The sequence below is a fragment of the Streptomyces collinus Tu 365 genome (assembly GCF_000444875.1).
In the GTDB taxonomy this organism is placed as follows: domain Bacteria; phylum Actinomycetota; class Actinomycetes; order Streptomycetales; family Streptomycetaceae; genus Streptomyces; species Streptomyces collinus_A.
The window spans coordinates 3,163,763-3,183,481 of sequence record NC_021985.1 but is presented as its reverse complement, the minus strand read 5'-3'; the positions used below and the strand labels follow the sequence as shown (position 1 = coordinate 3,183,481).

The 19,719-nt window shown below is 73.6% G+C and carries 18 protein-coding genes and 1 pseudogene; 11 read left to right on the top strand and 8 right to left on the bottom strand.

What is annotated here, in order from left to right; translation table 11 throughout:
• Positions 1-16: 16 nt before the first annotated feature.
• The 3 genes from B446_RS13755 to B446_RS13745 all read left to right on the top strand — a co-directional run bounded on the left by B446_RS13755 (position 17) and on the right by B446_RS13745 (position 2,513).
• Positions 17-931, top strand: coding sequence for a DUF5996 family protein (locus B446_RS13755; RefSeq protein WP_043478245.1), 915 nt, complete (start codon positions 17-19; stop codon positions 929-931).
• Positions 932-1,149: 218 nt separating this feature from the next.
• Positions 1,150-1,806 (top strand): 3,4-dihydroxy-2-butanone-4-phosphate synthase, encoded by a 657-nt coding sequence (gene ribB, locus B446_RS13750; RefSeq protein ID WP_202807760.1) that lies wholly within the window; start codon positions 1,150-1,152, stop codon positions 1,804-1,806.
• Positions 1,803-2,513: an HAD family hydrolase gene (locus tag B446_RS13745; protein ID WP_020940045.1), complete on the top strand. Its 711-nt coding sequence runs from the start codon at positions 1,803-1,805 to the stop codon at positions 2,511-2,513. The genes ribB and B446_RS13745 overlap by 4 nt, the downstream gene beginning before the upstream one ends.
• Positions 2,514-2,543: 30 nt before the next feature.
• Here B446_RS13745 and B446_RS13740 read toward each other — a convergent pair whose 3' ends face one another.
• The 4 genes from B446_RS13740 to B446_RS13725 form a co-directional block, all read right to left on the bottom strand.
• A complete protein-coding gene (locus B446_RS13740; protein ID WP_020940044.1) occupies positions 2,544-2,861 on the bottom strand; it encodes a hypothetical protein in 318 nt (105 codons plus the stop codon).
• A gap of 96 nt (positions 2,862-2,957) precedes the next feature.
• A complete protein-coding gene (locus tag B446_RS13735; RefSeq protein WP_020940043.1) occupies positions 2,958-4,172 on the bottom strand; it encodes a cytochrome P450 in 1,215 nt (404 codons plus the stop codon).
• A 13-nt stretch (positions 4,173-4,185) separates the two neighbouring features.
• Positions 4,186-5,580 carry an NAD(P)/FAD-dependent oxidoreductase gene (locus B446_RS13730; RefSeq protein WP_020940042.1) on the bottom strand — a complete coding sequence of 465 codons (1,395 nt, stop codon included), beginning with the start codon at positions 5,578-5,580 and terminating at the stop codon, positions 4,186-4,188.
• Positions 5,577-5,816: a ferredoxin gene (locus B446_RS13725; RefSeq protein WP_020940041.1), complete on the bottom strand. Its 240-nt coding sequence runs from the start codon at positions 5,814-5,816 to the stop codon at positions 5,577-5,579. The genes B446_RS13730 and B446_RS13725 overlap by 4 nt, the downstream gene beginning before the upstream one ends.
• A gap of 274 nt (positions 5,817-6,090) precedes the next feature.
• Here B446_RS13725 and B446_RS13720 point away from each other — a divergent pair, with 274 nt between their 5' ends.
• The 3 genes and pseudogenes from B446_RS13720 to B446_RS38980 all read left to right on the top strand — a co-directional run.
• Positions 6,091-6,768, top strand: a complete 678-nt coding sequence (locus B446_RS13720) for a GAP family protein (protein ID WP_020940040.1) — start codon at positions 6,091-6,093, stop codon at positions 6,766-6,768.
• Positions 6,769-6,901: 133 nt separating this feature from the next.
• Positions 6,902-8,539 (top strand): serine hydrolase, encoded by a 1,638-nt coding sequence (locus B446_RS13715; RefSeq protein WP_020940039.1) that lies wholly within the window; start codon positions 6,902-6,904, stop codon positions 8,537-8,539.
• A 160-nt stretch (positions 8,540-8,699) separates the two neighbouring features.
• Positions 8,700-8,939 (top strand): annotated as a pseudogene (locus B446_RS38980) (ATP-binding protein); the annotation flags it as partial.
• A 59-nt stretch (positions 8,940-8,998) separates the two neighbouring features.
• On the opposite strand, the gene B446_RS13705 reads toward B446_RS38980, so the two are convergent.
• From B446_RS13705 to B446_RS13690, 4 genes are all read right to left on the bottom strand, one after another.
• A complete protein-coding gene (locus tag B446_RS13705) occupies positions 8,999-9,571 on the bottom strand; it encodes a dihydrofolate reductase family protein (RefSeq protein ID WP_020940037.1) in 573 nt (190 codons plus the stop codon).
• A gap of 157 nt (positions 9,572-9,728) precedes the next feature.
• Positions 9,729-10,436: a B3/4 domain-containing protein gene (locus B446_RS13700; RefSeq protein ID WP_020940036.1), complete on the bottom strand. Its 708-nt coding sequence runs from the start codon at positions 10,434-10,436 to the stop codon at positions 9,729-9,731.
• 65 nt (positions 10,437-10,501) lie between these two features.
• Positions 10,502-11,149, bottom strand: coding sequence for an FMN-binding negative transcriptional regulator (locus B446_RS13695; protein ID WP_020940035.1), 648 nt, complete (start codon positions 11,147-11,149; stop codon positions 10,502-10,504).
• A 65-nt stretch (positions 11,150-11,214) separates the two neighbouring features.
• Positions 11,215-12,051 (bottom strand): DMT family transporter, encoded by an 837-nt coding sequence (locus B446_RS13690; RefSeq protein WP_020940034.1) that lies wholly within the window; start codon positions 12,049-12,051, stop codon positions 11,215-11,217.
• A gap of 125 nt (positions 12,052-12,176) precedes the next feature.
• Here B446_RS13690 and B446_RS13685 point away from each other — a divergent pair, with 125 nt between their 5' ends.
• From B446_RS13685 to B446_RS13660, 5 genes are all read left to right on the top strand, one after another.
• Positions 12,177-12,791: a helix-turn-helix domain-containing protein gene (locus B446_RS13685; RefSeq protein ID WP_020940033.1), complete on the top strand. Its 615-nt coding sequence runs from the start codon at positions 12,177-12,179 to the stop codon at positions 12,789-12,791.
• 147 nt (positions 12,792-12,938) lie between these two features.
• Complete coding sequence (locus B446_RS13680; RefSeq protein ID WP_148305734.1) at positions 12,939-13,649, top strand: hypothetical protein; 711 nt, start codon at positions 12,939-12,941, stop codon at positions 13,647-13,649.
• Between the two features lie 241 nt (positions 13,650-13,890).
• Entirely contained in the window at positions 13,891-16,479 is a 2,589-nt protein-coding gene (locus B446_RS36095; protein WP_020940031.1) for an amino acid permease, read from the top strand.
• A gap of 25 nt (positions 16,480-16,504) precedes the next feature.
• The gene (locus B446_RS13665) at positions 16,505-17,266 is read left to right on the top strand and encodes an SDR family oxidoreductase (RefSeq protein ID WP_020940030.1); all 762 of its coding nucleotides are present in this window, start codon (positions 16,505-16,507) and stop codon (positions 17,264-17,266) included.
• Positions 17,267-17,315: 49 nt separating this feature from the next.
• Positions 17,316-19,136, top strand: a complete 1,821-nt coding sequence (locus B446_RS13660; protein ID WP_020940029.1) for a SulP family inorganic anion transporter — start codon at positions 17,316-17,318, stop codon at positions 19,134-19,136.
• The last annotated feature ends 583 nt before the right edge of the window (positions 19,137-19,719 follow it).

Here is a 19,719-nt window from a genome sequence, read left to right as displayed (position 1 = left end):
GGACCTCTTCCCCGCGATGCCGTTGGCGGAGTGGCGGGACACCAAGGAGACCCTGCACCGCTTCGAACAGATCGTCGGCAAGATCCGCCTGGCCGCGAGCGCCCGGCGCAACCACTGGTGGAACGTCCCGTTCCATGTCACGGGGCGGGGCATCACCACGCGTCCGATGGGCCAGCTCGACGGGAATCCGATCTTCACGATCGACTTCGACTTCGTCGACCACTGGCTCGTCGTCGCGACGCTTGACGGCGAGGAGCGGTCCTTCCCGCTCACGGGCCGGTCCGTCGCGTCCTTCCACGACGCGACCCTGGCCGCTCTGGGCGCGCTGGGCGTCCGGGTGGACATCGCCGTTCCCAGGCCCTTCGACCTGCCCGACACCGGCCGGCCGTTCGCCCAGGACACCGAGCACGCGACCTACGACCCCGAGGCCGCCAACCGCTACTGGCGGGTCCTGAGCCAGGTGGCGTCCGTGCTGGAGGAGTTCGCGGCGGGCTACTCGGGAAAGACCAGCCCGGTGCACCACTTCTGGCACACCTTCGACATCGCCCACACCCGGTTCTCCGGGCGACGGATCGACCAGCCCCAGGCCGACCCCGTCACCCGGGAGGCGTACTCCAGGGAAGTGATCAGCTTCGGCTTCTGGTTCGGCGACGACACCTTCGCCGAGCCCGCCTTCTACTCCTACACCGCCCCCGAGCCCGCCGGCCTGGCCGGAGAGCCGCTCAGCCCGGCGTCCGCGCGCTGGATCGCGCGCGGCGACAGCCACCTGGCCGTACTGCGCTACGACGCGGCCCGCGCCGAGACCGATCCCCGTGCGGCCGTCCTCGCCTTCTACGAGAGCGCCTACCGGGCCGGGGCCCGACGCGCCGGATGGGACATCGAGACGCTCGCGTGCCCCGGAGGCATCACGGACACGGTCCGGCGGTCCTGACCCCGGTCCGTGGTCCGGACGGCCGGATCCGGAGGGGCGTGCCCGCTCCCCGTGCCGGAGGGGGCTTGCTGGTGTCCGGAGGGTGTGCGCCGGGCGCGGAGCGGAGCCGGGCGACTGCGTGCGCGGTGATTCGTGTGCCGCGGCGAGATCTCTCAAGTTCGCAGGTCGCGCCGCCGATGCATCGGGCAGGAACGATGAGTGGGGAAGGGCTGGTTCCTGTGACGTCAGTTTCGGTGCCGCGGCCGGACGCGGGCTTCGGCACGGTGGCGGTGGCCATCGACGAGTTGCGGGCAGGGCGCCCCGTGATCGTGGTGGACGACGCGGATCGGGAGAACGAGGGCGACCTCGTCATGGCGGCGCAGTTCGCGACCGCCGAGGCCCTGGGGTTCTTCGTGCGCTGGACGAGTGGCCTGATCTGTGTGCCCATGGCGCCCGAGATCGCCGACCGGCTGGAGCTGCCGCTGATGGTGCCCGCCGCCTCGGGGGCCGGGGCGACCGCGTACACCGTTTCCGTGGACGCGGTCGGTGTCGGCTCCGGCATCTCCGCCGCGGACCGGGCGCTGACCGTGCGGACGCTGGCGGAACCCGGCTGCCGCCCCGACGGGCTGACGCGCCCGGGGCACGTGCTTCCGCTGCGCGCCCGGTCCGGAGGGATCGCGGAGCGCCGTGGGCACACGGAGGCGAGCGTCGACCTCATGCGTCTCGCGGGGCTGTCGCCGGTCGCGGTGATCAGCGAGGTCTGCGAGGACGACGGTTCCGTCGCCCATGCCGACCGGCTGCGTGCGTTCGCCGGAGAACACGGCTTGACGCTGATCTCGGTCCAGCAGCTCTCGGAGGCGCTGCGCCCGCGCCCGGACGCGGCGTCGGCGGTATGACACCGGTGCTGCGGGCGACGGTCTTCGACCTGGACGACACACTGATCGACAGCGGCGGGGCGTGGTCGCGGGTGTGCGCCGCCTTCGCCGCCCGGCACGGGCACCGCTGGCGTGCCGAGGACGAGGCCGCGTTGCACGGCAACGGCGGCTGGGCACCGTACGTCGCGGGCCTGTGCGGTGGAGCGGTGAGCGGTGCGGACGTGGTGGCGTCCTGCACGGCCGCGATGGTGGACGAATGCGCCGCGGGGCGTGTGCGGGCGCTGCCCGGCGCGGTGGAGCTGGTTCTCGAGGCGGGGAGGCACGGGCCCGTCGGCGTGGCGACCGCCAGTCCTCGCCGCTTCGTGCTGGCGGTCCTCAAGGCGCTGGGTCTGGCGCCGGGGCTGAGCGCCGTCGTGTGCGGAGAGGACGTGGTCCGGGTCAAGCCCGCGCCGGACCCCTATCTGCGCGCCGCGGCCGAGCTGGGTGTCCCGCCGTCCTGCTGTCTGGCCGTCGAGGACTCCCCGAACGGCATCCGTTCGGCCGCGGCCGCGGGGATGACCGTCCTCGCGCTCCCCCGTGGCGGGATGCGGTTGCCGGACGGCGTCCTCCATCTGCCCGCTGCGCAGGCCGGCGGTGCGGCCGAGGCCGTGCCGCTGCTGAGCCGGCTGCTCACACCGGCCCGCCCGAAGGCCGGCCCGGCGCCGGCCGTGAGCGGGCACGGCCACTGAGCCGAGCCGGCGTGCCGGGTCGCCGGGTGCTCAGCCCGGCACCGGGGTCCGGGGCTCCTCCGGTGTCCGGCGGATCGCCGTGACCGTGCCTTGCGGGCTCGTCAGCCAGAGCGCGGCGTCGACGGCGTAGTACGGCAGCGGGTCGGCCGGCCGGCCGCCCGAGGAGGACATGCCGCCGGTGGCGATCGCGCCGAACAGCGCGTAGATCGCGGCGACGTCGCTGCCCAGTCCGTAGCGTGCCGTGTAGAACCCGGTGCAGGCCACGAGCGCCACCCGCCCCGCGCGTCGCACGGCCGCGAGGCCCGGATCACGGGTCCGCAGCCGTTCCAGCCCAGCGCGGCGGGGCACCCGGGGCCTCCTCGTCGGTCGTGCGGCCGCCTCCCGCCCGGGACGCGGGGCGGTGTGGGCGGTGTGCGGCGACCCGTCGGCCGCCCGGTGCCCCTGTCAGCCACCCTGCGTGACCTCCAGGTGGATCGGGCCGCGCAGGATGGGGCTGCGGCGGTACGGCGGGGGGTCGGTGACCAACTGGGGCCGGTCCAGGCGGCGTACGAGTTCGGTCAGGGCGATCTGGGTCTCGCGGCGGGCCAGCGGACCGCCGAAGCAGAGGTGGATGCCGCTGCCGAAGCCCAGGTGCTGGTTGTCCCGGCGGTCGGGGTCGAAGCGCTGCGGCTCGTGGAAGCGGACGGGGTCGCGGCTGCCCGACGCCAGCATGAGCATGACCTGGGCGCCCTTGGGGATGAGGGTGCCGGCGACGGTGATGTCGCTGTAGGCCGCGCGCCAGGGAATGATGTGCACGGGCGGCTCGTAGCGCAGCAGTTCCTCGACCAGCGGCACGACCAGGTCCGGGTCCTCGCGCAGCCGGCGCAGCACGTCCGGGTGGCGCAGCAGGGTCAGCATGCCGTTGGTGATGAGGTTGACCGTGGTCTCGTGGCCTGCGATCAGCAGCAGGTTGGCGGTGGCGACGATCTGCTCGTCGGTCATCCGCCCGTCCGGCCCGTCGTCGTTGGCCATCCGCGACAGCAGGTCCTCGCCCGGCTTGCCGTGGCGCCGCTGCAGCAGGCCGCCGAGGTACTCGCGCAGGTCCTTGCGGGCCCGCAGCCCGTTCTCCAGTTTCTCCTTCGGGTCGGTCTCGGGGTTGTAGTCGATCGAGTTGATGAGGGCGTCCACCCACAGGTGGAACCGCGGTTCGTCTTCGCGCGGCACACCGAGCAGGTGGCAGATCACGGCGACGGGGAAGGGGTAGGCGAAGTCGTCGACGACGTCGATCCGCTCCTTGTCCTCAAGGCCGTCGATCAGGGTGGTGACGACGGCGGTCAGGTCGTCCTCCATGCCGGTCACCAGGCCCGGGGTGTGCGGGGGGCCGAAGTGGCGCATCGCCATGCGCCGCAGGCGGTCGTGCTCGGGCGGGTCGAGGTTGATGAACGCCGGGGTGCTCTCGCCCGCGTGGCTGGGCATCGGACGGGCCAGGTTGCGCACGTCGGAGCTGATGTGCGGGTCGTGCAGCAGGCCGGCGATCTCGCGGTAGGTGCTGACGACGTAGCTGCCGTCGCGCTGCCGGGCCACCGGTGTCTCGCGCAGTTCGGCGTACAGCGGGTACGGGTCGGCCCGGGAGGAGTAGTCGAGGATCCGGCGCAGCGTGTCCGTCTCGGTCGTGGTCATCGCGCTGTCCCTCCTACCGGTGGTGCTGCTGCGCGGCCGTGACCCGGCGTTCGCCCGGGTCGTGTCCGGTGACGACCACGGTGGCGCCCTGGGCGAGCAGTTGGGGTCCGGGGAAGTCGACGGGGACCGGCTTCATGTCGAGGGGCTGGTCGGGGGTGGGGCCGGGCGGCGGGAAGGGCGCGGCCGTCTCGATGAGTCCGCGGTAGTGGTCGAGCCACTTGGCGTTGTCGAAGCTGACCGCCGCGGTGACGCGGCCCCGGTAGCCGTACGCGGCGACGAAGCGGTGGTCGGCCACCGATCCCTGGGCGAGGACGACTTCGTCGGCGAAGGTGGGGACGCCGACGGACTTGATGTTGACGCCGAACTGGATCGACCAGAACACCGGCAGGGTGAGGTGGGGCCAGCGGTCGGCCTGGGGGCTGACCATGTTGTGCGCCGCGACCTCCGCCTGTTCGACGGCGTTGGCCCAGTGCTCCAGGGAGATCAGCCGGTACTCGTAGACCGGGTTGGGGCAGCGTGCCACGTCCCCGGCGACGAAGACGTCGTCGGTGATCAGGCCGTCGAGGGTGAGGGCGCGGCAGCCCGTGTCGCAGGCGATTCCCCAGACGCCGGCGGCCAGGCCGGAGCCCCGCAGCCACTCGGTGTTGCGGATGCCGCCGAGCGCCACGACGGCGACGTCGGCGTCGACGGTGGTGCCGTCGTCGAAGTGCGCGCGGCGGAAGTGCCCCTGGGCGTCGCCCTCGAGCCGGGTGACCTTGACGCCGCAGCGCAGGTCCACCCCGTGGGAGCGCTGCATGTCGGAGGCGACCTCGCCGATCATGGCGCCGAGCGCTCCGACCAGGGGGGCCGGGGCCAGTTCGGCGACGGTGACCTCGATGCCGCGTTCACGGCAGATGGAGGCGATCTCGGAGCCGGTGAAGCCCGCCCCGATGACCAGGACGCGGGAGGGTCCGGCGGCGAGGGCCCGCTGGAGACCTTCGGCGTGTTCGCGGGTGCGCAGGACGAACACGCCGTCCAGGGCCGCCTCGCTCTCGACGAACCAGGGCCGGGCCCGTACGCCGGTGGAGATCAGGACCCGGTCGAAGGGGATCTCGCGTCCGTCGGCCAGGCGCACGTGGTTGGCGGCCAGGTCGAGTCCGGCCGCGGGCACGCCCAGCAGCCATTCCGCGTCGATCTCGCGCCGGCGCGGCAGTGCGGTGCCGTCGGCCGGCACCCATCCGGTCAGGACCTGCTTGGACAACGGCGGTCGGTCGTAGGGCTCGCACGTCTCGTCGCCGATCATGGTGAGGGAACCGGTGAAGCCCTCGTCGCGCAGCGTCTCCGCGGCCCGCAGGCCCGCGAGCGACGCCCCGACGATCACGATGCGGCCCTCGCGCTTGAAGGCGCGCAGGTTGTCGGCGCTGGTCATGGCGTCGACGCCGCCACGGTCACGTGCCCGCTCCCGCGCCGGCCCTCCAACTGGTCGACGAGGATGGCCTGGACCGGGCAGGCGGCCGCCGCGCGCAGCACCCGGTCACGCTGGGCGTCGTCGGGACCCGGGTCGTACATCAGCGCTTCCTCCCCGTGCATCCGGAACGCGTCCGGGGCGAGGAAGGCGCACTGCGCGTACCCCTGACAGCGAGACAGATCAACGACCACTCTCATGCCGACCTCCACAGGCACCGCAGGCCGTGGGCACCCCGGACCCGGCGTCACCGCGAGCGCACGGTGCGGGACGAGCCTCGGTGAGAAGAATCGGCAGGCGGCCGTCCCGTGACGAGGAGGGGGCCGCGCCCGTCGGGTCTCCGCAGGGGGACGTGATCGTCGCGCCGCATGCGGCCGGCGTCTGTGGAACCGCCCAGCGAACCTGACCTGGTTGTGACAAAAGCGTATCCCGGGCACATATCACCTGCATTCCAGAGCAGACCGGGAGGCGGACATGGGACAGGTACTGGGGGACGTGCTGGGCCTGGCGGCCGGCGTCGCCGTCAGCCCGCTGCCGATCGTCGCGATCATCATCTTCCTGGCGACGCCCCACGGACGCCGCAACGGCCTGGTGTTCGCCGCCGGTTGGGTGATGGGGCTGTCGGTCCTGGGCGCGGTGGTGCTGGCGATCGGCGGCGGGGGAGACGCCTCAGGACACGGGCATCCGGCCGACTGGGTGGGGGCGCTCAAGCTCGCGCTGGGGCTCGTGCTGATGTTCTTCGGCGTACGGCTGTGGCGGCACCGGCCCACCGACGTGACGCAGGCGCAGCTGCCGAAATGGATGGCCGCGATCGACCGCTTCCGGCCGGGGAAGATCTTCCTCCTCGCCCTGCTGCTGTCGGCGGGGAACCTGAAGAACGCCCCGCTGACCATCGCCGCGGCGGCCTCCATCAGCGCGTCGGGACTGCCGGTCGGGCAGCAGGTCGGCGCGATGGCGATCTTCGTCGTCATCGCCTCCGTCGGGCTGCTGGTTCCGCTGGTGGTCTTCCTGGTCATGAGCGAGCGGGCCGCGGCCATGCTGGGCAACTGGAAGGAGTGGGCCGCGCGGCACAACGTCGCGATCATGGCGGTGCTGTTCTTCGTGTTCGGGCTGAAGCTGCTGGGGGACGGCATCGACGTCTTCACGTCCTGATGCCGTGACGCCCGCCCGGCGGCGGTTCCTCACCCGCTCGGCGACGTCCGGATGCCGTGGCCCGGTGCCGTGGCGAGGATGGGACGGGCCCCGGGCGGTCCCCGCGGGCACCCGAGCGCGAGGTGACCGGATCATGGCGAGACGCGGACGCGGACGCGGGAACGGGGTCGGCAGGCCGGTCCGGGTGGGCGCCGCCGGCCTGTGCTTGGCGGTGCTCGGAGTCCTGCTGTCGGGCTGCTCCGGTACCGACGCCGTCGCCGACGGCCCCGCCGCCTCCGCGTCGCTCGCCTCCACACCGCCGAAGCAGCCACCGCCCCAGCTGACGCGGGCGCAGGTGGGGTCCGCCGTGGACCGGCTGGACGGCCTGGTGCGGGAGGCGATGAAGCGCACCGGGGTGCCGGGGGTCGCCGTGGGCGTCGTGCACGAGGGCCGGGTGGTGTACGCGAAGGGCTTCGGCGTCCGCGAGGTGGGCCGCGGCGCGAGGGTCGGCCCGGGGACGGTCTTCCAGCTGGCGTCGCTGTCCAAGCCGCTGGCGTCCACCGTCGTCGCCGGGGCGGTGGGGCGCCGGGTCGTCGGCTGGGACGACCGGATCGTCACCCACGAACCGGACTTCGCGCTCAGGACCCCGTACGTGAGCGAGAACGTGACGGTCGCGGACCTGTTCGCGCACCGCAGCGGGCTGCCCGACCACGCGGGCGACCTGCTCCAGGACCTTGGCTACCCGCGCGACTACATCCTGCGGCACCTGCGCCTGGAGCCGCTGACGCCGTTCCGCGCGAGCTACGCCTACACCAACTACGGCCTCACGGCGGCGGGCGTGGCGGTGGCCGACGCGGCGGGGACCGACTGGCCGCGGCTCGCCTCGGCCACGCTGTTCGGGCCGCTGGGGATGGACCACTCCAGCTACCGGCGCGCCGACTACGACAAGGCCGCCGACAAGGCGTCGCCCCATGTCGAGGCCGACGGCCGCTGGAAGCCCTCCACCACGGAGAACGCCGACGGCCAGGCCCCGGCGGGCGGGGCCAGTTCCAGCGTCGACGACCTCACGAAGTGGATGCGTCTGCAACTGGACGACGGCACGTTCGGGGGGAGGCGGCTCATCGACCCGGCGGCGCTGGACCGGACCCGCGTCCCGCACTCCGTCGCCATGCAACCGCTCGCCCCGGCGGGCGAGCCCGGCTTCTACGGGCTGGGCTGGAACGTCGGCTACGACCAGCGCGGCCGGCTGCGGCTCAGCCACTCCGGCGCCTTCGACCTCGGCGCCGCGACCGCGGTCACCCTGCTGCCGGGGGAGCGGCTGGGCATCGTCGTGCTCACGAACGGACAGCCCGTCGGCGTGCCCGAGGCGGTGTCCGCCGCGTTCTTCGACATCGCGCAGAACGGCAGGCAGACCGTGGACTGGCTGCCGTTCTACGAGAAGGTCGTGCGGGCGGCCGCCTACACCGGCGCCTCACCCACCGACTACGCGAAGCCGCCCGCCGGCGCCGCCCCGGCGAAGGCCGACGACGTCTACACGGGCACCTACGCGAACGCGTACTACGGTCCGCTCACCGTCACCCGCGACAGCGGCGGCGGGCTGAGCATGAAGCTGGGCCCGCGGGGGATGACGTTCCCCCTCACGCACTACGCGGGCGACACCTTCAGCTACCGGACCCGGGGCGAGAACGCCGTCGGCCTGTCCGGCGTCACGTTCCACGTCCACGCGGACCGCGCCACGAGCGTCACCGTCGAACACCTGGACGCGAACGGCCTGGGCACCTTCGGCCGCTGAGGTCAGTCCCACTCCAGGGCGCCCCAGTAGTCGCCGAGCGCCACGGCCACGGGCTGGGAGTTCTGGGTCGCGGTCGACCGGATGCCCACGGTGTCGATGCCCGCCCTGGCCGTGGTGCGGACCGCGAGCCGGAACTTGTAGATGAGGCTCGCACCGGGCGCGAGGGCCTTGGTGGCTCAACCTGCGGCTGTGCGGCTCCCGTCTGCTGTGCGAGGTCGAGGACACCGAACCCACCGGTCCGGTGCGCGGCGCCGTCGACCTGGACGCGGAGGGCGGCCGGGGCACCGAACTGCTCGACCTGCTCGCGGACGCCTGGGGCAGTGTGCGGACGGCCACGGGCAAGACGATCTGGTTCGAGCTGCGGGACGGGGGGACCGGGCGGGGGGAGCCGGTGGGCTGAGCCCCGTCCACGGCACCCACTGACACCACGGTCCGGCCGCCGGGACCGGCCGGCCGAGGTCAGCGGACGACGTCGAAGACGTTCTTCTGCAGGCCGTTGGCGTAGACCTCGTGCTCGACCAGCCGCAGCTTCTGCGCGTCCTTGTCCGCGGTGCTGAACAGGCGCTTGCCCGCGCCGAGCAGCAGCGGGAAGACCAGCAGGTGGTAGCGGTCGACAAGGCCGGCGTCCGCCAGGCCGTGGTTCAGTTCGGCACTGCCGTGGACGATGATCGAGCCGCCCTCGGTCTCCTTGAGGGCGGCGACCTCGTCGAGCGAGCGCAGGATCGTGGTGTCACCCCAGTCCGTCACCAGGTCGTCCTCGGTGAGGGTGGTGGAGACGACGTACTTCGGCATCACCTTGTAGTCGGCGAACTCCTCCATCGCCGGCCACACCGGGCTGAACGCCTCGTAGCTGACCCGGCCCATGAGCATCGCCGTGGCCTCCTTCTGCTCCCGGCCCTTCAGTTCGAAGGCCTCCGGCAGGAACTCGACGTCCTTGAACGTCCAGCCCGCGTTGCGGTAGCCGCTCTCGCCGCCCGGAGCCTCCACGACCCCGTCGAGCGAGACGAAGGCGGTGCTGATCAGAGTGCGCATGAGGGGTTCTCCCGTGTCTCGTCGTGATCTCGGCGCGGTCGCGTCACCGTCGCACGCGTGGCGGGCGTGCCCCTGCGACGCTTCCAGGATCTGACCGACAAATAATTTTGTCAAGACGATTCAAGTTGTCGGAGAGGGGTGTGCCGGGCCGGGACGCTCAGGCCGTGGCCGTCGGCCGGGCCGGGCCGAGGTACCGCACGTTCGTGTGCTCGGCGTGCGGGGCGAGCAGGCCCTGCAGCTCGTCGGCCGCGACCTTCAGCAGGTCGCCGTCACGGGTGGCGTGGAGGGTCTCCAGGACGAAGACGGCGTGCGCGGTGTCCTCGGTGACCCGGGTGCGGTGGGCGTCGCGGTGGTTCCAGTGGCGGGTCAGGATCCCGGTGGCGTCGGCGTACACGATCTCGCCGGACTTCGGCCGCTCCACGGTGTCCGGCTCGCCGAGCGGGGTGAAGGACTCGGTGCCGTCGGCCCGGCGGATGACGACGTCGCCGTCGACCCGGTCCAGGTCGAAGGCCCCGGCGGGCAGGCCGTGGCGGACGGACACCGCGTTGTAGGAGTCGACGGCCGGGTTGATGCGCGGCAGGCTGCCCTTCCTTGCGAGACGGCGGCCGAGCGCGTCGACGCTGGGGCGCACCCGGCGCGGGTTGGTGCCGAAGGAGCGGTAGGCGGTGTGCCAGGACCCGATGCGCGGGTCGCTCTCGTCGGCGGGCCGCCAGGTGCCGTCGGCGAGCTGCTGCTCCAGTGCCGCCAGGGCGGTGACGGTGTGCGGCCAGGGCTCGCCGCCGCGCAGGCCGCCGGCGGTGACCAGCGCGATGAGGGTGTCGGGGAACGCGTCCGCGACGGCGGGGGCGAGGTGGAAGGCGGACATGGACGGGTTTCCGTTTCCTGTGCTGTGGTGGGCGTGGGCGGGTGCCCGGGCGGGGGAGGGGCGGGTCACTGCTTCCAGGGGCCCATGCGGTCCAGGCGCCGGCGCTGCTGGTGCGCGGCGGGCACGTCCAGGCCCTCGCCGCGCGCGACGAGGCGTTCGGCGACGGCGGTCCGGTGCTCGACGGGCTTGTGGTCGTCGTACTTGAACTTGGCCCGTACGCCGGTGACCTCCAGACGCAGACCGCGGATGCCGGACAGCATCCGCCCGTACGGCGGCCGGTCGGCGGCGACGGCGGCGTGGTCGCCGTCGGGCTGGAAGTGGGCGAGCTGGCGGCGCAGCAGTTCGGCCTTGGCCCCGGGGTCGTCGACGACGCCGGCCCGGCAGGTGAACTGCACGGCCGCGTAGTAGCTGGTCGGGACCCCGTCGAGGGGCGGGGTGCCGGCCGGGGCGCGCCAGGGGCCGGGGACGAAGGCGTGGTCGCCGATGACGGTGAGGACGACGCACGGGTCGCGCTCGATCGCCTCCCAGACCGGGTTGGGCCGGGCGAGGTGGACCAGGAGGGCGGGCCCGTCGCAGCAGAAGTGGGTGGGGACGACGGCAGGCGGGTGGCCGGGCAGGCCGTTGACGCTCAGCTGCCCGAAGTCGTGGCCGTCGGCGATCCAGGTCTGCCACTCGCTCTCGTCCAGGGCGGCGTCCCAGGGGTGGACCAGCATGGTGTTCTCCTCCTCCGTTCGGGGGCGGGGGGACGGGGTGGTGGGGCGGCGGGCCGGCGGGCCGCTCAGGTCAGGGCGAGGAGGCCGACGGCGACGGCGGCGGTGCCCAGGCCGACGAGCTGCCCGCGGTGGATGCGCTCCGCGAGCACGCCACGCGCGAGCAGGACCGTGCCGGCCGGGTAGAGGGCGGTGATCACGGCGACGACGGTGAGGTCCCCGCTGCGTGCGGCGAGCAGGAACAGCAGGTTCGCCACGGAGTCCAGGACGCCCGCGGCCGCCGACGTCCCGTACGCGGGCCGCTCGGAGCCCAGCCTGCGGCGCAGCAGCCCGGCCGCGGCCAGGGTGACCGCCGAGGAGACCGCGCGTCCGGTGATCAGCGGAGCCACACCGCTGCCGGACGGCGCCTGGTGCAGGAAGACGAGCTGGAGCGCGATGGCCGCGCCCGCGCCGAACGCCAGCAGCAGCGCGGTCCGCGAGGGGCGGGCCGAGCCGGCGCCGTGGCCCGCGCTGACCAGGACCACCGCCACCAGTGCCAGGGGCAGGCCCACCAGTCCGGCGGCGGTCAGGTGCTCGCCCTGGAGCAGGCCCACGCCCACGGGCAGGGCCGCGGACACCAGGGCGGTCACGGGCGACAGCACGTTCATCGGGCCGATCGCCAGAGTGCGGTAGAGCAGGGCGAACGCGGCCGCCGAGGCGACGCCCGACGCGGCGCCCCAGCCGAGCGTCGCGGGGTCGAACGAGGCGCCGAGCACCGGCCACAGCAGCAGTTCGACCGCGAGACTGGCCGGCGCCGCGATCATCACGGTGCGCAGCACATGGGCCTGACGGGCGCCGAGGCCGCCGAGGAAGTCGGCGCACCCGTAGGCGAGCGAGCTGCCCAGAGCCAGCAGCAGAGCGATCACAGCACATCCCTTACCATTCAGTCGAACGACCGCACCGTACAACGGACCGACCGCCCGGTGTCAACCAAACGACCGAGCGGTACATTCCATTGATCCAGCTTGCTCCAGCCGAGGATGGTGATCAGGTGGCCGAGACAGCCGCTGCCCTGCGGACGGTCGCGTACAACGTGCGGGCGGCCAGGGTCCGCGCGGGTCTGTCCCTGGAGGAACTCAGCCGGCGTGCCCAGGTCAGCAAGGGCGCGCTGGTGGGTCTGGAGAAGGCCCAGGGCAACCCCAACCTGGCCACCCTGGTCCGGCTCGCCGACACCCTCGGCATCTCGGTGTCCGCCCTGATGCAGGGGCCGGCCGAGGGCCGCGTCCGCGTCGTCTCCGCCGACGCCGTCGCGCCCCTGTGGTCCGGGGAGCACGGCAGCGAGGCGCGGCTCATGCTGACGACGACGGGCCCGGCCCCCGTGGAGGTCTGGCGCTGGAAGCTGGAGCCGGGCGAGGAGTACCCCAGCCACCCCCACCAGGCCGGGGTCGTGGAGACCCTCAGCGTCACGCGGGGCCGTATGGTCCTGACCGTCGACGGCACCGAGCACACCGTCGAGGCCGGGCAGACCGCCACGTTCGACGGCGACACCGCGCACGTCTACCGGGGCGCGGGCGACGGGCCCTGCCACGTGATCATGACCGTCCACCTGCCGCCCGGACCCACGCCCGCCCCCACGCGGCCTGAGGGCCCGGCGCCCACGGCCTGACGGCCCGACGGGTCACGTCGGCTAGCCCGATGTACTGATCCACCAGCGTGTTCTTCCAGGACAGCACCGGCGTTCCCGCATGCCCCGGTCAAGCTCCCTCTCGGACTCGGGCAACACCCGAACACTCTGAGACCAAGGAGCACCCACGTGAGTCCTGAGCGCACGAGAGCCCCGCGACCGGGGCCGGCGGCACCCGGCGGAGCCGGCAGGGTCCGCAGGCTCGCCGCGATCGCCACGGCGGTGACCGTCGCGGTGGCGACCCCCGCGGTGGCGGTGGCCGCCGGCATGACCTCCCGGTCCGGCGCGACGACGTACGCCGCCGGCCCCCATCCCTGCGACGAGCACGGCAAGCCGCGCCACCGTGGGGGTGGCGACTGCGAGACCAAGCCCCCCAAGCCCACCGTCACGGTGACCGAGACGGTCACCGCGACCCCCACCCAGACCGTGACGGCGACGGCCACCGTGACCGCCACCGCGACGGCGTGCGGCACCGGTGTCGACTCGACCCAGCCCAACGGCATGGAGCAGTTCCTCGCCGCCCTGGTCAACGGGACGCCGTTCGCCGGCCGGCGCCCCAACATCAACGCCACCCCGGACAACCCGAACATCGTCTCCGGCCCCGCCAACACCCCCGGCTGGACCGACCTGAGCACGATCACCGGCTACCCCACGGACTCCCCGGTCTGCGACGTGTCGGTCGACGCCAACGGCAGCGACGCCTTCTACAAGATCATCACGCAGGGCGGCTCGGTCTACACCCTGCACTGCGCGGCCAACGGCACCGCCCTGGTGTGTCCCGCCCCGGCCCAGGGCAACGTCCCGCAGTCCAGGTGGACCGCGGTCTCACCCCAGCCCTGAGCCCCGAAGTCCGTCCCGGGCGGCCGTGAACCGCGCCCCCGTAACGGCACCGAGCGGCCCCTGACCGGCTGGACGGGCGGGGGCCGCCGAACGCGCACGCCGGGCGCACGTCACGCCCGCCGGGCGACGACTCACCCGCCTGCCCCCCGCTGTTGCGGAGGTGAGCGGCCCCGCGATGCAATCAAGTGTGAGGCACTTTGGCGGCGCCGAGTCTCCCGGCCGTCCCGCGCCCGGGACAGGGGTGGGCCGCAAGGGGCTCAGGAACAACGCCCTCGGCCTGTTCTCCTCGGTCGTGATCGGGATCGCGTCGACCGCGCCCGCCTACAGCCTCGCCGCGACCCTGGGACTCATCGTGACGGCGGTCGGCCTGCAGGCCCCGATCGTCATCATGCTGTCGTTCCTGCCGATGCTGCTGATCGCGTACGCCTTCCGGGAGCTCAACGCGAGCAACGCCGACTGCGGGACCACCTTCACCTGGGCCACCCGCGCCTTCGGGCCGCGCACCGGCTGGATGGGCGGCTGGGGCATCGTCGTCGCCAACGTCATCGTCATGGCGAGCCTCGCCGAGATCGCCGGCTCCTACGGCTTCCGGCTCGTCGGCCAGGACGCGCTCGCGGAGGACCGGCTGTGGACCACCGTGGCCGGCATCGTCTGGATCGCCGTGATGACCGCGGTCTGCTACGTCGGCATCGAGTTCTCGGCCGCCGTCCAGCGCTGGCTGCTGTGCCTCGAGGCCGGCATGCTCGTCCTCTTCGCCGTCGCCGCGCTGGTCAAGGTCTACACCGACCCCCCGGCGGGGGCGCTGCACGTCTCCGCCTCCTGGTTCAACCCCTTCGAGGTCTCCTCCGTGCAGGCCCTCACCTCCGGCCTGCTGGCGGGAGTCTTCATCTACTGGGGCTGGGACACCGCCGTCTCGATCAACGAGGAGACCGTCGACAGCACCCGCATCCCCGGACGCGCCGCCGTCCTGTCCACCGTGCTGCTCCTGGTCCTGTACGCGCTCGTGGCCACCTCGGCCCAGGCCTTCGCCGGGGTCGGCTCCTCGGGCATCGGCCTCGGCAATCCCAGGGACTCCGACGACGTCCTGTCCGGGCTGGGCGAGGCGGTCTTCGGCCACCACGCCACGGGGCTCGTGCTGACCAGACTGCTGATCCTGATGGTGCTGACCTCGGCGCTCGCGTCCACCCTCACCACCATCCTGCCGCTGGCCAGGACCGTGTTCTCCATGGCGGTCCACAAGGCCGTGCCCGCCCGGTTCGCCCGGGTCCACCGCAGGTTCCTCACCCCGACCTGGTCGACCGTCGGCATGGGGGCGGTGTCCGTCGCCTTCCTCGTCGCTCTCACCTCCTTCAGCGGCAACGTGCTGGCCGACTCGATCGACTCCGTCGGTCTCGCCATCACCTTCCAGTACGGGCTGACCGGCTTCGCCTGCGTCCGGTACCACCGCAGGGTCCTGCGCCGCAGCACCAAGGACCTCGTCTTCAAGGGCGTGCTGCCCGGACTCGGCGGGCTGATCATGTTCTGCCTGTTCTGCTACGCCGCCTACGTCTACGCGGCACCCGGATACGGCGCCACCAGCGTCGACCTGCCACTGCTCGGACCCGTCGGCGGGGTCACCTTCGTCGGCCTGGGCGCCCTGCTGCTCGGCCTGCTGCTCATGCCGGTCGTCACCCGGGGCCACACGGTCGCCCTCAAGCTCCAGCGCAGCCTCCTGCCGCGCAGGCTGCCCCGGCACACCGCCGTCGACACGGCGGCCCGCTACCTGCCCGCCGACAGCGGCTCAGGAGTGGGCGGCGACTGGTACGACGTCATCCCGCTGTCCGGCACCCGGGTCGGCCTGGTCGTCGGGGACGTACTCGGCCACGGCCTGCGCGCCGCGGCCACGATGGGACGCCTGCGCACCGGCGTGCGCGTCCTGGCCCGGCTCGACCTCGCCCCGGACGAACTCCTCTCCCGCCTCGGCGACCTGGCCGAGCAGGCCGTGCAGGAGCGCGAGGCCGGCCGCGCCCAGGGGCACCCCGGGTCGCCCGCCGACGCGACCATGGGGGTGACCTGCCTTTACGCCGTGTACGACCCCGTCTCCGGCGAGTGCAGCCTGGCCCGCGCCGGGGAGTCGGTACTGGCGGTCGTCGAACCCCGGCGGGGCGAGGCCCACTTCCCCCGGCTGCCGCCCGGGCCACCGCTGGGCGTCGCCGGCGTGCCCTACCGGAGCACCGAGTTCCGGCTCCCGCCGGGCAGCCTCCTCGCCCTCTTCACCGGCGGTCTGCTGCAGGCCACCGACGGCGGTGACGCCGGACGCGCGGAGCTGTCCCGCGTCCTCGCCGGGAACCGCGACGGCCGGGAATCCCTCGACGAACTCTGCGACCGGGCGGTGACCACCCTGCTGCCCGGGCCGGTGGACGTGGACGCGACGCTGCTCCTGGTCCGCACCCGACTGCTCGACCGCAGCCGGTTCGCCGAGTGGGAACTGTCCGCCGACCCGGCGGCCGTGGCCACCATCCGGGCCGCCGTCGGCAAGCAACTGGGCGACTGGGACCTGGACGAGCTGGTGTTCACCACGGAACTCGTCGTCAGCGAACTGGTCACCAACGCCATCCGGTACGCGGGCGGCCCCGTCCGGGTGCGCCTGATCCGCGACCGGACCCTGATCTGCGAGGTCTCCGACACCGGCCACACCGCGCCCAACCTGCGGCACGCCGCGACCGACGACGAGGGCGGCCGCGGCCTGTTCATCATCGCCCAGATGACCCACCACTGGGGCACCCGCTACACCCCCACCGGCAAGACGCTCTGGACCGAGCAGGACCTGCCCCCGCCGGCCGGCCCGTGACCCGCCGCCCACACCGGAGGTACCGATGAGTGCAGAGACCAGCGCCGCCGACACCCGCGACCGGCCGCGCCTCGCCGACCGTACGGTGGTGGTGATCGGCGCGAGCGCCGGCATCGGTCTGGAGACCGCACGCCAGGCGCGCGCGGACGGCGCCCGCCTGGTCATGACCGGCCGCGACCCCGAGCGGCTGCGGCGGGCCGCGGCCGAGCTCGACCCCGTCGGCACCGCCGCGTTCGACGCCACCGACACCGACCGGCTCAAGGAGTTCTTCGACGGCCTGCCCGAACCCGTCGACCACGTCATGGTGACCGCCGGCGCCCCCAGCTACCGGCCGCTGGACGAACTCGACCTCGACGACGCCCGGCGGGACTTCGCCGACCGCCTCGCCCTCACGCTCGGGGTGGCCCTGCACAGCCGCGGCAAGGTCCGCGACGGCGGCACACTGCTGTTCGTCGGCGGCACCGGAGGCCGGCGCCCCGCCCCCGGCATGGCCCTCGTCTCCGCCATGACCGCCGCGCTGCCCGCCCTCGTCGCGAACCTGGCACTCGAACTGGCACCGGTCCGGGTGAACCTCATCGCCGCCGGCTTCGTCGACACCCCCCTGTCCGCCGCGCTCCTCGGCGACCGGCTCGAAGCCCGGCGCGCGGAACTGCGCGCGAGCCTCCCCATCCGCAGGGTCGTCGGCCCGGCCGACGTCGCGGCCCTGGCCGTCCACCTCATGTGCAACGACGCGCTCACGGGCGCGACCTACGACATCGACGGCGGCCAGCAACTCCTCTCCCACTGACGCCGAGTCCCACCGGGCCCCGAGCGGACCGTCGGCCATCATCGAGTCCATGACGAGCCGGAACGTCACCTCCAAGGCCCTGGCCCGGCTGCGCGCCGTGCCGGGGCTGCGGACCGTCACGTCGTACCGCCGGCAGTGGCTGGCCAAGGACCTCGTCGCCGGCGTCGTCCTGACCACCCTGCTGGTGCCCCAGGGCATGGCCTACGCGGAACTGGCCGGACTGCCCGCCATCACCGGTCTGTACACCACGGTGCTGTGCCTGCTCGGCTACGCGGTGTTCGGGCCCTCCCGGATCCTCGTGCTGGGCCCGGACTCCTCGCTCGGCCCCATGATCGCCGCCACCGTCCTGCCGCTCGTGGCGGGCGGGGGCCCGGGACGGGCGGTCGCCCTGGCCTCGGCCCTCGCGATCATGGTCGCGGTCATCATGCTGCTGGCCTCGGCGGCGCGGCTGGGCTTCGTCGCCGACCTGATCTCCAAGCCCACGATGACCGGCTACATGAACGGCCTGGCCCTGACCATCCTGATCGGCCAGCTGCCCAAGCTCCTCGGCTTCAAGGTCGAGGCCGACGACCTGGTGGGGGAGTTCGCCGGCGTCGTGACGAACGTGGCCGACGGCCATGTGGTGCCGGCCGCCGCCGCCGTGGGCATCGGCGGGGTCGTGCTGCTCCTGGTGCTCGGACGCCTGCTGCCCGGAGTCCCGGCGGTGCTGGTGATGGTGGTGCTGGCGATCGCCGCGACCTCCGTCCTGGGCCTCGGCGAGCACGGCGTCGGCCTCGTCGGAGTGCTCCCGGAGGGGTTCCCGCCGCTCACCGTGCCCGAGGTCCGGGCGTCCGACCTCGGGCCGCTCGCCGCGGGAGCCCTGGGCATCGCCCTGGTGTCCCTGGCGGACACCATCTCCAACGCCTCGGCGTTCGCCGCGCGCACCGGGCAGGAGGTGCGGGGCAACCAGGAGATGGCCGGGATCGGCGCGGCCAACCTCGCCGCGGGGTTCTTCCAGGGCTTTCCGGTCAGCACGAGCGGCTCCCGCACGGCGGTGGCGGAGCGGGCGGGAGCCAGGACCCAGCTCACCGGGGTCGTCGGGGCGGTGCTGATCGTCCTCATGCTCGTGCTGGTCCCCGGCCTGTTCCGGAACCTCCCGCAGCCCGCCCTCGCGGCCGTCGTGATCGTGGCCTCCCTCTCCCTCGCCGACATCCCGGGGACCGTACGGCTGTGGCGGCAGCGCCGCGTCGAGTTCCTGCTGTCGGTCACCGCGTTCCTCGGCGTCGCGTTCCTCGGTGTGCTGACCGGCATCGCGATCGCCGTCGGGCTGTCCGTCCTCAACGTGTTCCGCCGCGCCTGGTGGCCCTACAACACCGTGCTGGGGCGGGTGCCGGGCCTGGAGGGGTTCCACGACGTCCGCTCCCACCCGCACGCCGAGCAGCTGCCGGGCCTGGTGATCTACCGGTTCGACGCGCCCCTCTTCTTCGCCAACGCCAGGGCCTTCCGGGACGAGGTGCGCAGACTGGCGGCGGCCGACCCGCCGCCGGTCTGGATCCTCGTCGCGGCGGAACCCATGACGGACGTGGACACCACGGCCGCCGACCTCCTCTCCGACCTCGACGAGACACTCAACGCCGGCGGCGTCCACCTGGCGTTCGCGGAACTCAAGGACCCGGTACGGCGGAAGATCGACCGCTACGGCCTCACCCGCACCATCGACCCGGACCACTTCTTCCCGACCGTCGAGTCCGCCGTCGCCGCATACCGCCTGCTCACCGACACCCACTGGACGAGACCAGCACCGGAAGAGCGCCCGGCCGGGCCGGGCGAGGGTCAGGCCGGGTCGGGTGAGGGAACAGCCGGGCCCGGCGATGCCCCGGCGGGGCCGTGACGGTCTCCTCGCCCGCCGCCGGGTGGCGTGGCCTGGCGCGGGTCGGGTGCTCGCGGGCCGGCTGGACGGTCGTCCGCCCGGACGGTGGCGCGCCGGGCCGGTCGGCGGGGCGGTGAACGGTCGGCATCGACGCGGACCCGCGGCGGACCCGCGGCGGACCCGCGGCGGACCCGCGGCGGACCCGCGGCGTTCCCGGGACGGCTCGGGGCCGGCCGGGTCACCACGGGACGCCGGGGAGCGTGGCCCGGCGCGTCCACGCACGCGCGCCGGGTGCGCGGTGGCCGGCCGGAGGAGGGCCGGGGTCCCGGCGCGGCTCCCGGACGCGCGGCGCGCTCGGCCCTGGCGCGATCCTGGGATGTACGGTGCGCCCGCCCCCGGCGCGGTCCTCGGACGCGCCGGCCCTGGCGCGGTCCTCGGATGTGCGGGTGCGCCCGCCCCCGGCGCGGTCCCCGGACGGGCGGTGCGCTCCGGTGCCCTTGGCCCCTGCGCGGTCCCCGGACGTGCCGTGCGCTCGGCTCCTCCCAGTCCCCGCACGTCATCGTCCGCGCCCATGTGGAGCCCATGGCGACGACGCCCCCGACCA